Annotated in this window: 14 protein-coding genes; 2 read left to right on the forward strand and 12 right to left on the reverse strand. The window is 47.6% G+C overall.

The features are described from left to right. Window positions 1-1,547: hypothetical protein (locus tag ACTHMC_RS17225; RefSeq protein WP_440414893.1), on the reverse strand; the 1,547-nt coding region annotated here is incomplete at its 3' end. 393 nt (window positions 1,548-1,940) lie between these two features. On the opposite strand from ACTHMC_RS17225, the gene ACTHMC_RS17230 reads away from it, so the two are divergent. After that, entirely contained in the window at window positions 1,941-3,224 is a 1,284-nt protein-coding gene (locus tag ACTHMC_RS17230; protein ID WP_440414894.1) for a bifunctional folylpolyglutamate synthase/dihydrofolate synthase, read from the forward strand. A gap of 25 nt (window positions 3,225-3,249) precedes the next feature. Here ACTHMC_RS17230 and ACTHMC_RS17235 read toward each other — a convergent pair whose 3' ends face one another. From ACTHMC_RS17235 to fbp, 11 genes are all read right to left on the reverse strand, one after another. After that, entirely contained in the window at window positions 3,250-3,798 is a 549-nt protein-coding gene (locus ACTHMC_RS17235; protein WP_440414896.1) for an NUDIX hydrolase, read from the reverse strand. Window positions 3,799-3,813: 15 nt separating this feature from the next. Continuing rightward, a complete protein-coding gene (locus ACTHMC_RS17240) occupies window positions 3,814-4,338 on the reverse strand; it encodes a YfiT family bacillithiol transferase (RefSeq protein ID WP_440414898.1) in 525 nt (174 codons plus the stop codon). A gap of 24 nt (window positions 4,339-4,362) precedes the next feature. After that, window positions 4,363-5,124 carry an ABC transporter ATP-binding protein gene (locus ACTHMC_RS17245; protein WP_440414900.1) on the reverse strand — a complete coding sequence of 254 codons (762 nt, stop codon included), beginning with the start codon at window positions 5,122-5,124 and terminating at the stop codon, window positions 4,363-4,365. Between the two features lie 65 nt (window positions 5,125-5,189). Continuing rightward, window positions 5,190-6,308, reverse strand: a complete 1,119-nt coding sequence (locus ACTHMC_RS17250) for a CDP-glycerol glycerophosphotransferase family protein (protein ID WP_440414901.1) — start codon at window positions 6,306-6,308, stop codon at window positions 5,190-5,192. Further along, on the reverse strand, window positions 6,305-7,408 hold the full coding sequence (locus ACTHMC_RS17255; protein WP_440414902.1) for an iron-containing alcohol dehydrogenase: 1,104 nt from the start codon (window positions 7,406-7,408) through the stop codon (window positions 6,305-6,307). Before ACTHMC_RS17255 ends, ACTHMC_RS17250 begins: the two co-directional genes overlap by 4 nt. Continuing rightward, window positions 7,405-8,532 (reverse strand): phosphonopyruvate decarboxylase, encoded by a 1,128-nt coding sequence (gene aepY / locus ACTHMC_RS17260; RefSeq protein WP_440414903.1) that lies wholly within the window; start codon window positions 8,530-8,532, stop codon window positions 7,405-7,407. The genes ACTHMC_RS17255 and aepY overlap by 4 nt, the downstream gene beginning before the upstream one ends. Then, entirely contained in the window at window positions 8,529-9,830 is a 1,302-nt protein-coding gene (gene aepX / locus ACTHMC_RS17265) for a phosphoenolpyruvate mutase (protein WP_440414905.1), read from the reverse strand. Before aepX ends, aepY begins: the two co-directional genes overlap by 4 nt. 152 nt (window positions 9,831-9,982) lie before the next feature. Beyond that, window positions 9,983-10,870 (reverse strand): hypothetical protein, encoded by an 888-nt coding sequence (locus ACTHMC_RS17270; protein WP_440414907.1) that lies wholly within the window; start codon window positions 10,868-10,870, stop codon window positions 9,983-9,985. A 247-nt stretch (window positions 10,871-11,117) separates the two neighbouring features. Then, complete coding sequence (locus tag ACTHMC_RS17275) at window positions 11,118-11,558, reverse strand: hypothetical protein (protein WP_440414909.1); 441 nt, start codon at window positions 11,556-11,558, stop codon at window positions 11,118-11,120. 109 nt (window positions 11,559-11,667) lie between these two features. Beyond that, entirely contained in the window at window positions 11,668-12,213 is a 546-nt protein-coding gene (locus ACTHMC_RS17280; protein ID WP_440414911.1) for a CAP domain-containing protein, read from the reverse strand. Between the two features lie 66 nt (window positions 12,214-12,279). Next, window positions 12,280-13,296, reverse strand: coding sequence for a class 1 fructose-bisphosphatase (gene fbp / locus ACTHMC_RS17285; RefSeq protein ID WP_440414912.1), 1,017 nt, complete (start codon window positions 13,294-13,296; stop codon window positions 12,280-12,282). Window positions 13,297-13,446: 150 nt separating this feature from the next. Here fbp and ACTHMC_RS17290 point away from each other — a divergent pair, with 150 nt between their 5' ends. After that, window positions 13,447-14,712 (forward strand): aspartate kinase, encoded by a 1,266-nt coding sequence (locus ACTHMC_RS17290; RefSeq protein WP_440414913.1) that lies wholly within the window; start codon window positions 13,447-13,449, stop codon window positions 14,710-14,712. Window positions 14,713-14,717: the final 5 nt, after the last annotated feature.

Here is a 14,717-nt window from a genome sequence, read left to right on the forward strand (position 1 = left end):
TGATCCATCCTTATGATAGCGTATTTTGCACTTACCGGCGCAATGATGCCAACGTAATAAACAGGCTGTCCGTTCAGGGTAGTAGTTTGCAGGGTTAATCCCGACTGCGTATGAACAGGTCCGCCGAGATCGTTACGAAGCAGGATGGAAATTCTACTCAGCAAGGAGGTATTGCCGATTGGAATGTTTTCCTGCGCTATCACAAAACCTACGTATTCACCGGCTTTCACTTCCTGTCCGGTCCAGCCAACGGTAGCCAATGCGTTGTTTGGGCCATTGGCTGATCCCTGGGTAATACTCAGTACGCAATAATTGGAAGTATTGTTATTGTCGGTAATATTTTCAAGCCCTGACACGGAGCAAGCGAATGCACTACAACCTGAGCCATTGTTATTATCGGCCATGTCCGCTAATTGGATGCCTTCACTGCCCAGCGATCTGATCAATGCATTGTTACCTGCATTCTGGGCAGGACTGCCCGGCTTCAACTGGTAGTTACCGCCGGTGAATGGAGCTGTAGCAAAAGGAACTGGTTGAACAAAATCAGGGTCAGCATTGATATTGGTCCCTGCAGGAGTCCTGGGAAGCAGGCAATGATTGAATACAGTACTACCATTATCCGGGTTGCCGCCATTATTGTAAAAAACAGAATTATCAGCCCTGGCGGTGGAGTTCAGATTATATAAAACATAGTTACCGGAATTCCCGCTAAAGGTTATGTTCAGTAACTGAATATTGCTGTGTGAATTAAGAATGCCTGATGCGGTGCCGGAAAGGTTGCCTGTTACCTGCGTATTGGCAAAAAAAGCATCACTGTTATCCACTGCTATAGTACCAGCACCCGAGGCATTTCCCCGGACCTTACAGGCATTGACATTTACAGTAGCATAACCAGCATACAATCCGGCGCCCCTGGTGCCGGGTACGCTCACTCCATTGACAGTTATTTCACCAGCGTTAATATCAGCCTTGCCTCCCTGGATAGTAAAGCCATCCAGGTGAAATATTCCTGTTCCGGCGGCAATCAGCAAATGCAGGGCATTGCTCCCGTTAATCGCACCATCGGTTCCATCATTATCATCGATATCGCCACTCAAAATGGTTTCATTGGCAGCAAGGGAGAGGTCCCTCTGGTTCACTGTACTTTCTGTGCCGGCAAATCCTCCAAACATTTTTACATTGTTCACCATTACAAAACTCCGGAAACCGGGCTGTGACAGATCTCCATCGTCGCCGCCCGGGAACATCGGTTTATAGGTACCGCCGGCTACCCAGATCTGTCGGATGGCAGGATTGGTCTTTGCCAGCCAGAGTGCATCGGCCAGTTCACCCAGTGCATTTGACCATGAGTTTCCATTTCCGGTGCTACCCTTCTTTACAAATACAATTCCGTCCGGAGACGGCTTTATATGTGCCTTTGAAGGATAACGGGCAGCCAGCAGCAGGAGAAAAAGCAACATTAAAGAGTAACAATTTTTCAGCGCCTTTCCGGAAATTCTTTTCCGGGATTGCTGAACAGGATAAGAACGGGTAGAACTGATATTCATATTTTGATTTTACATGGGGTTAGACTGCATTACCGGTCCGCAGCTGCATGGCAATTCCATTGAGCTATTATCATAACCCAACAGGCCGTGATACAGCCGATGTTTCGTAGTAATAAATTCTTCCTGCAATTGCAGGCATTAAACTGGGGGGTGGTGGTGGGTTTTCCCAACAAGTGAGAGCCGGACTGGATTACATCTACAGGGTCTGGTTGAAGAGATCAGTCTTTCTACTGTTAGTCAGGATATCGGATCAAAAACTGCGTAAAAATAATAGCTGCATTTAAATAATGCAAATCTTTGGGAGTAAACGCTGCAATTGATTAAGAATTGTCATTCGTATTATTTTTTTGTGCAGCCTTCCGGGTAGCTTAGATTTGTGGGTCAATCTGGCAAATGACCTATCAAGAGACCATCGATTACCTGTTCAACCGCCTTCCCATGTTCAGCCGGGTTGGCGCAGCAGCTTATAAAAAAGACCTCACCAATACGATCGCCCTCTGTGAATTCCTGGGCAATCCGCAACAACATATAAAGACCATCCATATTGCCGGCACCAACGGCAAAGGCAGTACCAGCCATATGCTGGCAGCCATCCTGCAATCCGCCGGCTATAAAACCGGGCTATATACCTCCCCCCATTTAAAAGATTTCCGGGAACGCTTCCGTATCAATGGCGTAATGATCAGCGAGGACTTCGTCATCGATTTTACCGAACGCATCCAACCGGCCATCGACCGGATTGAACCATCGTTCTTCGAGATCACCGTGGCCATGGTGTTCGACTGGTTCGCCAAAGAGCAGGTGGATATCGCCGTTATAGAGACAGGCCTCGGCGGTCGTCTCGACAGCACCAATATCATCACCCCGGAGCTCAGCGTGATCACCAATATCGGTTATGATCATATGAACCTGCTCGGAGATACCCTGGAAAAGATCGCATTTGAAAAAGCGGGAATCATCAAGCCAGGCATACCGGTGGTAGTGGGAGAAGTAAAACCGGAAACGCGGCCTGTATTTGAACAAACGGCTGCTGAAAAGCAATCCCCGCTCCTGCTGGCAGAATTCCTGCGCTATGCAGCCGACTGGAAATATGAACACCATCAACTGGTTGTGCAGGTGGCCAATCATACCAGTCCTGACAGAACAGGTTATACATTGGACCTACCCGGATTCTACCAGATAAAGAACCTGATGACCGTGCTGGAAGCTGTTCACCAGCTGCAGTTGAAAAAATGGAATATTTCTTTAGCACAGGTGCAGGAAGGATTACGTCATGTAAAGAAACTCACCGGCCTGCATGGCAGGTGGGAAGTGATCAGTACGAAACCGGTCACCGTGCTGGATGTGGGACATAATGAAGATGGCATCAGGCAGATCGTAGCACAACTGGAGCTCACACAGTACAGGCATTTACATGTTGTGATAGGCATGGTGAAAGATAAGGATATCGACCATGCTCTGGCATTACTGCCCAAAGAAGCAACTTATTATTTTACGAAAGCACAGATCCCAAGAGCGCTGGCGGAAGATGAACTGGCGGCGAAAGGCGCATCGTACGGCTTGAAAGGGCATCATTATGTTTCAGTTCCCGAAGCATTGAAAGCAGCCAGGAATGCGGCGAATGCCGATGACCTGATACTGGTTTGCGGAAGTGTGTTTGTAGTGGGGGAAGTGTAACAGCCTGAAATGAGGAAACCTGATCTTACAGCCCCAGCTTCTGCAAAGCATAAAATATCGTGGTCACGTGCATGCTCTGTACAATTTCCTGCCTGTTCAATAACTCTTTCAGCTCATCCATGGTGAACAACTTCACTTCTATCTCTTCATTTTCATCCAGGTGCTGTTGTTGCACCAAACGCCCGCCGGTGGCGAGGTACATATGCATCCAGTTATTATTGGTGGAAGGATTGCAACTTGTTTTACCCAGGTATTCAAATTTTGAAAACTCATACCCGGTTTCTTCCAGCAGTTCGCGCGCTGCTGCAAATTCATAAGAGGGATCGGTGTCATCCACGCACCCCCCGGGCAGTTCCCAGGTTGTGATCCCTGCAGCGTGACGGTACTGCCTTTCCATGATCACTTTTCCATCTTCGGTCAGTGCAAATGCTGTAACCCATTCAGGAAATTCATACACATAATAGGGATCGATGATCTTGCCATCAGGACGTTCGCATTTATCCCTGCGGACAGTGAACCATATGTCTTTGAAGAGGTAGTCGGAAGTTACTGTTTTCCAGCTCAGGTCTTTCATAGTTACATCTTTTGATTAATCCCATTTTTTTCTTTCTCGCAGCGAAGTGATATGTGCCGCATGGTGCTTTCCGTGCCAGGCGTACATACCCAGCAGGTGCCAGAGGCTCATTTCCTTGTTGTGCTCCGGATGGATCACGGTACGCTGCCAGTCCTGGTCTGTGAGGTGCAGGATGGCTGCATGCCAGCGTGTATGAAGGGTATAGAGCAATGTGATGCTCATATTGATGGGCACCGACTGTACATCTTTCAGTTCAGCCCAACGTGCTTCATCGTATGGCTTGATGGTGGGTTTGTCTTCCGTGAGACCAAGTTTGAAACGGATATAGGCATTCATATGCGAGTCCGCAACATGGTGCACTACCTGCTTCACCGTCCAGCCGCCATCGCGGTAGGGCGTATTGAGTTGTGGTTCATCCAGGTTCTCGATGGCATTTTCAATCAGTCCGGGCAGGAACTGGATATCCTGGAGCCAGAGGCGCTTCTGTGCTGACGAGAAAGGCTGAGGCTCGTATTTGCCGATCGGATAACGAAGGTCCATATCTGAATTTTAGAGATTTACAATTTAGTCTTCACGGAGTGCATGGCCCGTAAGATGGATGAACACATCTTCGAGGCTTGCTTTCTTGAGGTCTTTCGGCCTTTCAAAGCCAGTGGCCACCAGGGCATCGATAAGATTGTCCGTAGTGTCGAGCGCCACGATCTTTCCGGAATCGATGATTGCAATGCGGTCGCAGAGGATCTCCGCTTCATCCATATAATGCGTGGTGATGATCACGGTAGTGCCTTTGGCGCGGATCTCTTTGATCAGTTCCCAGAGATTGCGGCGGGCTTGCGGATCGAGCCCTGTGGTAGGCTCATCCAGGAAGATGATCCTTGGATTATTGATCAGTGTGGTGGCGATGGAAAAACGTTGTTTCTGCCCACCACTGAGGTTCTTGAATTTAGATTTGGCCTTGTCCTCCAGGTTCACACTGCGTAGCAGTTGCATGCCATCCACTTTCTGATTGTACAATCCTGCAAAAAGCTCTATCAGTTCCAGGAGGTTGAGACCGGGATAAAAGCCCGAGGTCTGCAACTGAACCCCGATGATCTTTTTGATCTCGTCGGGCTGCCTGTCGAGGTCAAAGCCGGCCACAGTCACCTGACCGGATGTTTTTTCACGAAGTGTTTCGATGATCTCCAGGGAAGTGGATTTGCCGGCTCCGTTGGGCCCCAGGAGGCCGAAGATCTCCCCTTCCATGACGTCAAAACTGATGCCCTTAACTGCCTCGAATTGTCCGTATTTCTTCACTAAATCCTTTACAGAAATGATCACTTTGCTCATTGAAGGGTTATTTGAGGCCACAATTTAGGGAAAAATGGAGTTTCTGCAGAGATACGGCTGATTCCTTACCCTGGCTTCAGGTTCCGGAGAATATCCTGCACAACCGTTCCTCCAATCTTGTCATTGGAATAGAACTGGCTGTTCCTGAGGGCATCCAGGGAGGAACTGTATGCTGCTTTATTATTTATCAGTTCCTGTGCTACAGCACCCAGGCGATCAAGCTCATTCAAAGCAATCACCTTCCCCATCTGCGTTCTGAGTTTGTTTTCGATGGGTTCCATTCCGGTTTTCTCCCAGTTGCTGTTATGGATCTTGTGCGCTGTTTCAATAAACAGTACCGGCCTGAGTGTTCCGAATGCATATTCCAGGGCAATGCCGGAACGGTCGGTGATCAGCAGGTCCGCGTTCAGCAGCGCATCCAGCACATTGATGGTTGTATCGATACTGATATTTTCATAACCAGCGATGAGCTTCAGCAAATGCTTGTAACGGTCAGCCTTACGCTTCATATATTCCGGGTGTACACGGACCAGTACATCGTAAGGGAGTCTGGATAATCCGGCCATCACCTCCTCAATGCAGGTATCCATAATGGAACCGGAAAACCAGCTCGGTCCTACAAGAATGCGTGGACGTTGCTCCCTGTTTTCAGCCTTGCCCTTATATCTCCTGGATATTTCCTCGAACAGGGGATATCCATAAGGCATGGCTTCTATATCCTTCAACTGATAGGCTTCCTTCAACTTACCCACTTCTTCTGCATGGAACGGGCCGGCACAAAGGATGGCGTCATAATGAAAGAATGCTTTTTCTGTATACTGCTGATGCAGGCTGACGGCAGCATGCGGCAGGTAATAATATTTGCTGACGAAAGTTGACCGCTTGAAACCATAATTATCCAGGTCGGGCATTGTCATGATCATGACATCGCCCTGGATCTTTGAAAACAGGAACTGGATCAACCATTTCACATACACAACACGCATCCCCTGTATACCGCCTTTCAGCAAGGGATCATTCTTATCTGAAGTGATGTAGAGGATGTCTCTGCCGGTTTGCTTCCGGATATCGTTCAGCAGGAATTGATAGTATTGGTAATAGTATTTGCTTTCTGAATAAACGATCACAGCGTGACGCTGTGCAAGGAGATCGCGGACTGTACTGTATTCAGAAAAAATACTCATGCTATAAGATTTTTACAAAGACTGATCAATGCGCTTTCATTGAACATGACCGGATTGTTATTGAATCGCTGGAAATTTACATTTTTCACGATTCTTTCTATCAGTCCTTCATCATTCAGAGAAAGCTCATGCAAAGTGGCTGCCAGCCCGATCCTCCTGATAAATGATTGCAGGAATTTGCAGGACTCATCTGCAGTTGAGCAATTGAAGATTGAATTGAGCTCATCGATGCTATCATGTACAGCCTTCGGGCCTCCGGGATGATTACAATTATCCGGATTTGCCCCGGCATTGTACATGAACAATACCGGCAGGAAGATGGCCACGGCCTGACCATGACTGATACCATACTCACCGCTCAGATAATATGATAGTGCATGGCCTCCGGTAGTGCGGGTAATATTGATTGCTTTGCCTGCCTGGTATGACGCTTCAGATAAAGAGCTCAAAAACTCCAGCCGGTCTGCGCTTTCAATGGCAGCCGGCAGAGCGGTAAGTATTGTACTGATCACCTTTTGGCAAATCTCTTTTGATTCATCCGTTGCATTGATATTCCAGTATGATTCTACTGCATGGGCCATTGCATCGATACCGGAGATGGCAATCTGGTCTGCGGAAAGTGATTGCAAAAAACCATGATCAAGAATAGCTATATCAGGTAATAATGAAGGTTTGTCTAACGAATACTTGACCTTTTTATCATAGTAAACAGCAAAGCAGGTTGCTTCGCTGCCGGATCCCGCTGTTGTTGGAACAGCAATGAATTGTGGCCTTGACTGGTCCTGCAACAGTAATTTGTTGAGCAGGCATTTCGCAAGATCGATCACACTGCCACCGCCGATAGTTATGATCCTGTCTAAATTATTAGGATCCAGACCGGCATACACTTCTTCCACTTCATCCAGTGAAACATCTCCCCTTTTCTTTACAGCAATTTGTGTATTTGCGCCCAGTAACGGGGCCAGCAGATTGCTTGCTGCATGTCTGGCTGCAATATGCCCGGCTATAACCAGCAATACTTTATTCTGCGTGCCGGTTAACAGTTCATTTACGGGCCGGGCAAGAAAATCAGTTTGCGTTATCAGCTTTTGCCGGATCATGGTTTTATGGAGAGCATGGACATGAGTAATTCTTTTCTTTCCGTGAAAGGACCTGACACCCGCAGCAGTTTCTCACGGCAGGCTGCATTGATCCTTATTTCAAGAAACTTTTTCCCGGGCCTGTTCAAAGAACCGGAGATCCATTCCTGCAGTTGGTGCTCATTGGTTACGAGGGTAACATCTTTATATCCGCAGGCGCTGGCTACATGGCAAAGATCGATATCGAAACCTACGGTAGGTTGCCCGCCAACCGATTCGTGGCAACCGTTGTTCAATACGATATGGATATAGTTCCCGCTCGCCAGTTGCCCGATAGTTGCGAGTGTGCCCATATGCATCAGTACGGCTCCATCCCCATCCAGCATAATGATACGGGAACGATTTTGCAGATCGATACCCAATGCTATCTGGTTGGCAAGCCCCATACCTCCGATGGAGTAAAATATTTTTTCAAACGGAGTCGATTTCCTCTGATTCACTTCAAAGAGTTCACGGCTGGCCTTACCCGTAGTACAGATCAGCGCATCTTTTTCATTGAAGCCTTCCAGCAACAGCTCAAGGGCTCTTTCCCTGGACATTTCATACTCAGACGGACTTTTTTCAATTGCCTGTTTGCTGAAGACATTTTCCTTCACCAGTATGGCAACGGCCGATTGTTCCTGCAATGCAATGTCAGCAGCATTACCCACTGTGGTCAATGCCTGGCTTTCATCTTCCTCCAGGATAAAATATGGAATTTCCAGTACGTTGAGCATTTCTTCGGTGATCCGGCCCATCTTTTTATGTTGCGGCTCATCGTGGATGCCCGGTGCTCCTCTCCATCCTATGAAGAGCAATAAGGGTATGGAATAGATCTCTTTGTCAGTTATTGAAGTGAGGGCATTCACTGCATTTCCCAATCCTGAGTTCTGCAGGTATACAACGGGCAGTTTGCCGGAGGCCATGTAATATCCGGTGGCGATCGCCACCGCGGCCCCTTCATTTACTGCAATTACATGATTGAAATCCGTTGAGTTGCGTTGAAGTGTGAGCAGCCAGTTCTGCATCAATGAATCGGGGACACCCGAATAGAATTGGATATCCCTGTTCTTTAAAAACCGGTACAGGTTTTCCGGATTGATCATTTTACTTCCACTAGATTTAATAATTGTTCAACAGGCATGATCTGGTTTTCGATCTCGCTTGTTCTTCCATTCTCCAGGATGGAACGTACTGTTTTTTCCATGGCGGGGTATGCACTGCGCAGCATATGGTTTGCGTAGATCACCATACTGAAACCAGCTGCCTGTAACTCTTCAACCCTGATGCTGCTGTAAGTGGTAGGCACGGAGATCAGCGGTACTTTCTTCTCCAGTTTATTAAAGCGCGCTGCAAATTCAAGAATATCTTTTGCATCGGACATCTTGCTATGGATCATGATCCCATCCGCACCGGCATCTATATAAGCGATGGCCCGTTCGAGGCTGTCTTCAATGCCTTTGCCGAGCACCAGGCTTTCGATACGCGCGATGATCATGAAATCTTCCGTTACCTGGCTTTGTTTGCCAACGCGGATCTTGTCGCAGAAGTCTTCGATGGAACTTTGCACCTGCGAAGTCTGATCCTGGAAGAGGGAATTTCTTTTAGCACCGGTCTTATCTTCGATGATCACGGCGGATACGCCGAATCTTTCAAGTGTGCGTACGGTATAGGAGAATACTTCAGGCAGGCCGCCGGTATCGCCATCAAAAACGATGGGTCTGCTGGTGGATTCCAGTACATCATGTACAATCTGTAAACGTGCGGTGAGGTCAACGGCTTCGATATCGGGCTTCCCTTTAACAACGGAACTGGTGAGACTACTCATCCAGACACCATCAAATGAAAGCTGCCTGCCATTATTATCCTGTGAAGCTGTGTTTTCAACGATGAGGCCGCAGAGACCACTGTGCACTTCCATGATACGCACAATGGGTTTAACTGCCATCGATCTGCGCAGGAGGCTGAGCCTTTGCTGGGGAGTGATGCCGAGGTTACGGACGGACTTAACCAGGTCTGAAGAACTGATGCCTTTGGTATATTCCACTTCTACCAGCTGACCATTCCATTGCTGCAATACATCTATCACACGTTGCCTGGTAGCGGCCTGCACGCCGGTGGTCCAATCGTCGCCGTGGATCACATAATCAGGTTTTATAGAGAGAAGATTATCGGAGTAATCGAGCGTGTCCTGTGCTACCACCTCACCAACACCAATGAGGCTTTGAACAACTGTTTTCCTTTGTTCAAAGGTCATCAACGGGATCCTTTTATAGCTGGCCATTGCCTTGTCTGTGAGTAAGCCGATGATAACATGCCCCAATTCCCGGCCTTTACTGATGATATTCAGGTGTCCTGGGTGGATGATATCAGCACACATTCCTATATAGACCTTCTTATTCATGGATTTGGAGTTAGCAGTTATAGAGCTGGCGTACCAATTACGCAAAAATTATGCAATGTTACCATAATTTTTCAATTCTATTCATCCGGTCAGGCGAAACGTTCAATTTCATTCATATATTATACGTTATGACCCGGCAAACTGCAAGTTGATCAGTATTGTTGATTCCCGAAGCAGGCTTTTAAATAGAAATAGCTTTTCGTAATGGCAAATTCTCTGTTTTCTTTTTCCGGGCCGGGGGATGCAATATAGACGGAGGCCTTCATGCTCTGGTAGAACGGAGGAACCTGTACCTGAACGCCCAGGATGGTTGTCTGATATTCTGTTGGCCTTTTCGCTTTTTTTACTCCGATAATATTTGCAGCGGCATTATCCAATTCTTTTTTCCAGAAAGCCCTGTCGTACCTGGCTAGAAAAACAGGAAGCACCCAGTCCACTAAACCATCATTCACCACGGCGCCGTTATAGAACATCTGAGGAAGGATGGCACCGATGGCAGAAAGGGTATCTTTCAATCCAAGGTAGGCCCGGAAAGATAAGCAGGCCAGTGTCTGTTCATCTTCAGCACGGGAGTTTCCGCAATAGCTTCCTTTGCGGACAATACTGTTATGTTGATTGACCAGGGTCAGCGCCATTGTATAATTTGTCAATCTTAGTTCCACATCCGCTAATTTCCTGCAGAGCTGGCGCTGTACATCACCCTCTTTGTAAAGGCCCTGCATCCGGAGGTACTGGTCGCGTTCGGCAGCATAATCACCGGTTCGCGCATGGATCTCTGCAATTCCTGACATAGCGCCATAATGCATGTCTGAATTAACAGCTGATCTTTTTGCCACTATATTATAGACTGAAACTGCCTGCGCATAAGCGCCATCGTGAAAATAATTCGCGGCCTTTTCTATCAGTTCCTCCAGTTTCATTGTATGGGCCTCGTTCAACTTTTCAATGCTTTTCTCTGGTCCGGTAGAAGCATTGACCTTCTGCTGGGAAACAGCAAGCTGTCCCAGTAAGAGCAATGCACTGACGGCTATTACCTTCATAGTAAATAGTAGTTTGATGGCGTGGAATAAAACAAGGGACAGAGCAACTGTGTGACCTCAAAAAATCCTGGTTAATGTGAAAGGGAAGATCAGGTAGAAAGCGTAGTTATAAATATACAGGCGGCGGTCCGGTTTAAGAAATAAAAGTGGAGAAAAACCTTAAACTTTCCCCTTAACGCTAAACAGGGCTATGAAATATATTGTTTTATAGCGCGGAACATGGTATCCCATAAAATACAATTGGCTTTTAAAAATCCAACCTCAGCGTATCTACTACAATTTCGTTTTCCTTCAGCCCTTCCTGGTCTTTCAGAAAATGAAACACCTGGAGCTTGTGCTTGCCTCTTCTTCTGTCGTCGTTGAAGATATAGGCATTCATATCGTCGGCGGGGATGCTCTTTTTACGGAAGGCGCCGTATATTCTGATCAGGTCTGCAAGAGTAAGTTGAAAATTGCCTGATACACTCAGGTTATAGATGGAATCATCGTCAATGGAAATATCCATTGATTTTATGCAGCTGTGCTGGACATTTTCTATGAATCTTCTGTCGGCTCCCAGCTTCGTCACTTTTCCTCCCACTTCTTTGATGAGAGATTTAGGATCATCCTGCCTGGTCCTGAGATATTCGATAAAGTGCAAAAGATTTCCGGTATTGATCTCAGTAAAGGAAGAAAGTGTTTTATCCATATCCAGGGGTTATTGCTGGGCGCAAAACTAAATCATTTCAGGAGTACCAAAACAAAAAATAACCCCGGACAGCATCACCGTCCGGGGTCATCAATATAATCCGGATATCTTATCTCGCAAAAATCTGTGTAAAATATAACCTGCTGTCCTGTCCTCTCGCAACGCCGATTCCCGTCAATTTATAATTCCCTTCGATATTCTTTTTATGTCCGGGGCTGTTCAGCCATCCATCCACCACTTCTTTTGCCGTCTGGCTTCCATACGCTACATTCTCCGCTACAGCATTGGTGCCCGGTACTTTTGAAGTGATGATCTTAGAACGGATATTGAATCCATCATGCCCGAAAGCGATCCGGTTGCTGGCCATCGCCATGCTATGACGGCGGGCCTCCGCCTGGATCACCAGGTTATCGGTCAGCGCCGGCAACCCCCTGGATTTGCGGTGCTTGTTGATCAAAATCAGGATATCATCCTCCAGCTTGGGCGCCGTGCTGGCGCTGGTGACCGTCCGCGGAGCGGCAGTGGCACTGCCAGACACTTTAGACGTTGACTTTGAAGAACTGGTAGGTTTACTGGCACAGGCAATAGTTGCCACCAGGCCGAAGCCCAGCAACAATAACAGGATCGGACGCACTTTGAACAGTTTATTTGTCATTGATACTGATTTATAACTGGCTGTTCCAATTTACGTACCAGAAAACAATAACAATATGTAAAATGATCAATACTGGGCCATGCAGGCATCCAGTTCATCCATCATGCCCTTGCTGCCAATGAATAACGGGGTACGCTGGTGCAGTTCTGTAGGCACGATATCCAGGATGCGCTCTTTGCCATTGGTGGCGCGGCCGCCTGCCACTTCTACTATGAATGCAAAAGGATTGCTCTCGTAAAGCAGGCGCAGCTTGCCTTTTGGCTTCTCAAATGTACCTGGGTACATGAAGATACCACCCTTGATGAGGTTACGGTGAACATCCGCCACCATGCTGCCGATATAACGCTGCGTATAAGGGCCACCGTTATCTTTGGTACGGCGCTGGCAGGCGTCGATATATTGCTGAACACCTTTGGAATACTGGAAGAAATTACCGTGGTTAACAGAGTAAATCTTTCCCCATTCAGGGCATTTGATATCAGGATGACTGAGGCAGAATTCCCCGATGCTGGGATCCAGGGTGAAGCCCTGCACACCACGGCGGGTTGCATATACGAACATAGTGGATGAACCATACACCATGTAACCGGCAGCTACCTGCATACGGCCGGGCTGAAGGAAGTCTTCCTTTGTAACCGGTGTGCCCAGTGGCGTTACGCGGCGGTACACACTGAAAATAGTACCGATGCTCACATTCACATCGATATTCCCGGATCCGTCGAGCGGATCATATAAGCATACGTATTTGGAATTTCTGCTGACAGCGTCGTCGAAGGCTACAAAATCATCCAGTTCTTCAGAAGCGATACCGGCGCAGCTGATACCATGCTGCAGAACACCGGTGAACTGGTTATTGGCGAATACATCGAGCTTCTTTACATCTTCTCCCTGAACATTCACGGCTCCGGCATCTCCCAGGATATCTACCAGTCCGGCTTTGTTCACTTCTACATTCACTCTTTTGGCGGCAAGGCCCATATCCCGCAGCAGTCCGCTCAGTTCTCCCGTTGCATGGGGGAAGTCGCGCAGCTGCTGGATAGTAAATTCGTCTAAAGTCAATACTTTCCTGCTGACAATACTCATAGATGGCAAGTTTTAAAGGTTTGTCGGCCACAAATGTAGGGAAAGGCCGCTAATTGGCATTTTCCCGATTGACGAAAGGGTTTTCTCAAAGGTTTAGCCGACATTTGCCCCGGTTTAAAACATTCCCAAATACAATTTATTGTTCCTGCTATGAAGGTGTTCAAATTCGGCGGCGCAAGTGTACAACAGACAGAAAAGATCCAGAACGTAGCCAATATCATCCGCTCCTACCCGGACCAGCAGATCCTGATCGTTATCTCCGCTATGGGTAAAACCACCAATGCCCTGGAAAAAGTGGCCGAGGCCTTCTTTGAAGGCCGCCAGGAAGAAGCCCTTCAGCTCTTCGAGGTGATCAAACACAACCATATCAATACCTCCAAATACTTACTGGTAACTCATTTCAACGCACTGATGGAGCAGCTCACCAACTTCTTCACTGAAGTGGAGTGGCTCCTGCATGATAAACCGGTCCGCGAATACGATTATTATTACGATCAGATCGTGTGTGTAGGTGAACTCCTCTCCACCGCTATCGTTAGCGCATACCTGAATGAATCAGGCATTCCTGCACAGTGGGTTGATGTACGCGATATATTCCGCACCGACAATAATTTCCGCGATGCGGCCATCGACTGGAGCTTTACCAGCCAGCGTGTTCAGGAAGAGATCCTTCCCCTGTTTGAGAACAGCAATATCGTGCTCACACAGGGTTTCATCGGCTCCACCGATGAGAATGAAAGCACTACCCTGGGCCGCGAAGGCAGCGATTATTCCGCCGCCGTGTTCGCAAACCTGCTGAATGCCGAAAGCCAGACCATCTGGAAAGATGTGGAAGGAGTAATGAATGCTGATCCCAAACAGTTCCCCAACGCACAGTTCATTGCGGAACTGAATTATGAAGAAGTGATTGAAATGGCCTACTACGGCGCCCAGGTGATCCACCCCAAAACCATCAAGCCCTTGCAGAACAAAAGCATTCCCCTCCTGGTGAAATGCTTCCTGGATAAAGACCTTCCCGGTACAGTGATCCATAACAAACAGGTGAAAGGCCTTCCGCCGATCATTGTGCTGAAACCCGATCAGGCGCTGATCCACCTTCATTCAAAAGATTTCTCTTTTGTGGGCGAAAAGCCTGTGGCCGATCTCTACCAGCTTTTCAGCGATATCAAGATAAAGCCCAATCTCATCCAGACCGGCGCGGTAAGCATCCAGGTAGCCATCGATGACAAACCGGAAAAGATCCAGAAACTGGCGCTCGATGCCGCTGAATTCTTTGAAGTACAGGTGGAAAAAGGGCTCACTCTCCTCACTGTCCGCCATTACCAGGATGGATTGTTACAGGAGCTCACCAACGGCCATAGCGTTAAACTGAAGCAACAAACACCCCAGACCGTACAGGTGCTCATGCATCAATAATTTTA

Origin of the sequence: Pseudobacter sp., from assembly GCF_051955275.1 — a bacterium.
Classification (GTDB): Bacteria; Bacteroidota; Bacteroidia; order Chitinophagales; family Chitinophagaceae; genus Pseudobacter.

Bases quoted from the DNA above. Each gene is read 5' to 3' on its own strand.
- ACTHMC_RS17255 (WP_440414902.1), bottom strand. From the start codon at position 7,408: ATGATCCGGCAAAAGCTGATAACGCAAACTGATTTTCTTGCCCGGCCC.
- ACTHMC_RS17235 (WP_440414896.1), bottom strand. From the start codon at position 3,798: ATGAAAGACCTGAGCTGGAAAACAGTAACTTCCGACTACCTCTTCAAA.
- ACTHMC_RS17240 (WP_440414898.1), bottom strand. From the start codon at position 4,338: ATGGACCTTCGTTATCCGATCGGCAAATACGAGCCTCAGCCTTTCTCG.
- ACTHMC_RS17270 (WP_440414907.1), bottom strand. From the start codon at position 10,870: ATGAAGGTAATAGCCGTCAGTGCATTGCTCTTACTGGGACAGCTTGCT.
- ACTHMC_RS17230 (WP_440414894.1), top strand. From the start codon at position 1,941: ATGACCTATCAAGAGACCATCGATTACCTGTTCAACCGCCTTCCCATG.
- fbp (WP_440414912.1), bottom strand. From the start codon at position 13,296: ATGAGTATTGTCAGCAGGAAAGTATTGACTTTAGACGAATTTACTATC.
- aepX (WP_440414905.1), bottom strand. From the start codon at position 9,830: ATGAATAAGAAGGTCTATATAGGAATGTGTGCTGATATCATCCACCCA.
- aepY (WP_440414903.1), bottom strand. From the start codon at position 8,532: ATGATCAATCCGGAAAACCTGTACCGGTTTTTAAAGAACAGGGATATC.
- ACTHMC_RS17290 (WP_440414913.1), top strand. From the start codon at position 13,447: ATGAAGGTGTTCAAATTCGGCGGCGCAAGTGTACAACAGACAGAAAAG.
- ACTHMC_RS17245 (WP_440414900.1), bottom strand. From the start codon at position 5,124: ATGAGCAAAGTGATCATTTCTGTAAAGGATTTAGTGAAGAAATACGGA.
- ACTHMC_RS17280 (WP_440414911.1), bottom strand. From the start codon at position 12,213: ATGACAAATAAACTGTTCAAAGTGCGTCCGATCCTGTTATTGTTGCTG.
- ACTHMC_RS17275 (WP_440414909.1), bottom strand. From the start codon at position 11,558: ATGGATAAAACACTTTCTTCCTTTACTGAGATCAATACCGGAAATCTT.
- ACTHMC_RS17250 (WP_440414901.1), bottom strand. From the start codon at position 6,308: ATGAGTATTTTTTCTGAATACAGTACAGTCCGCGATCTCCTTGCACAG.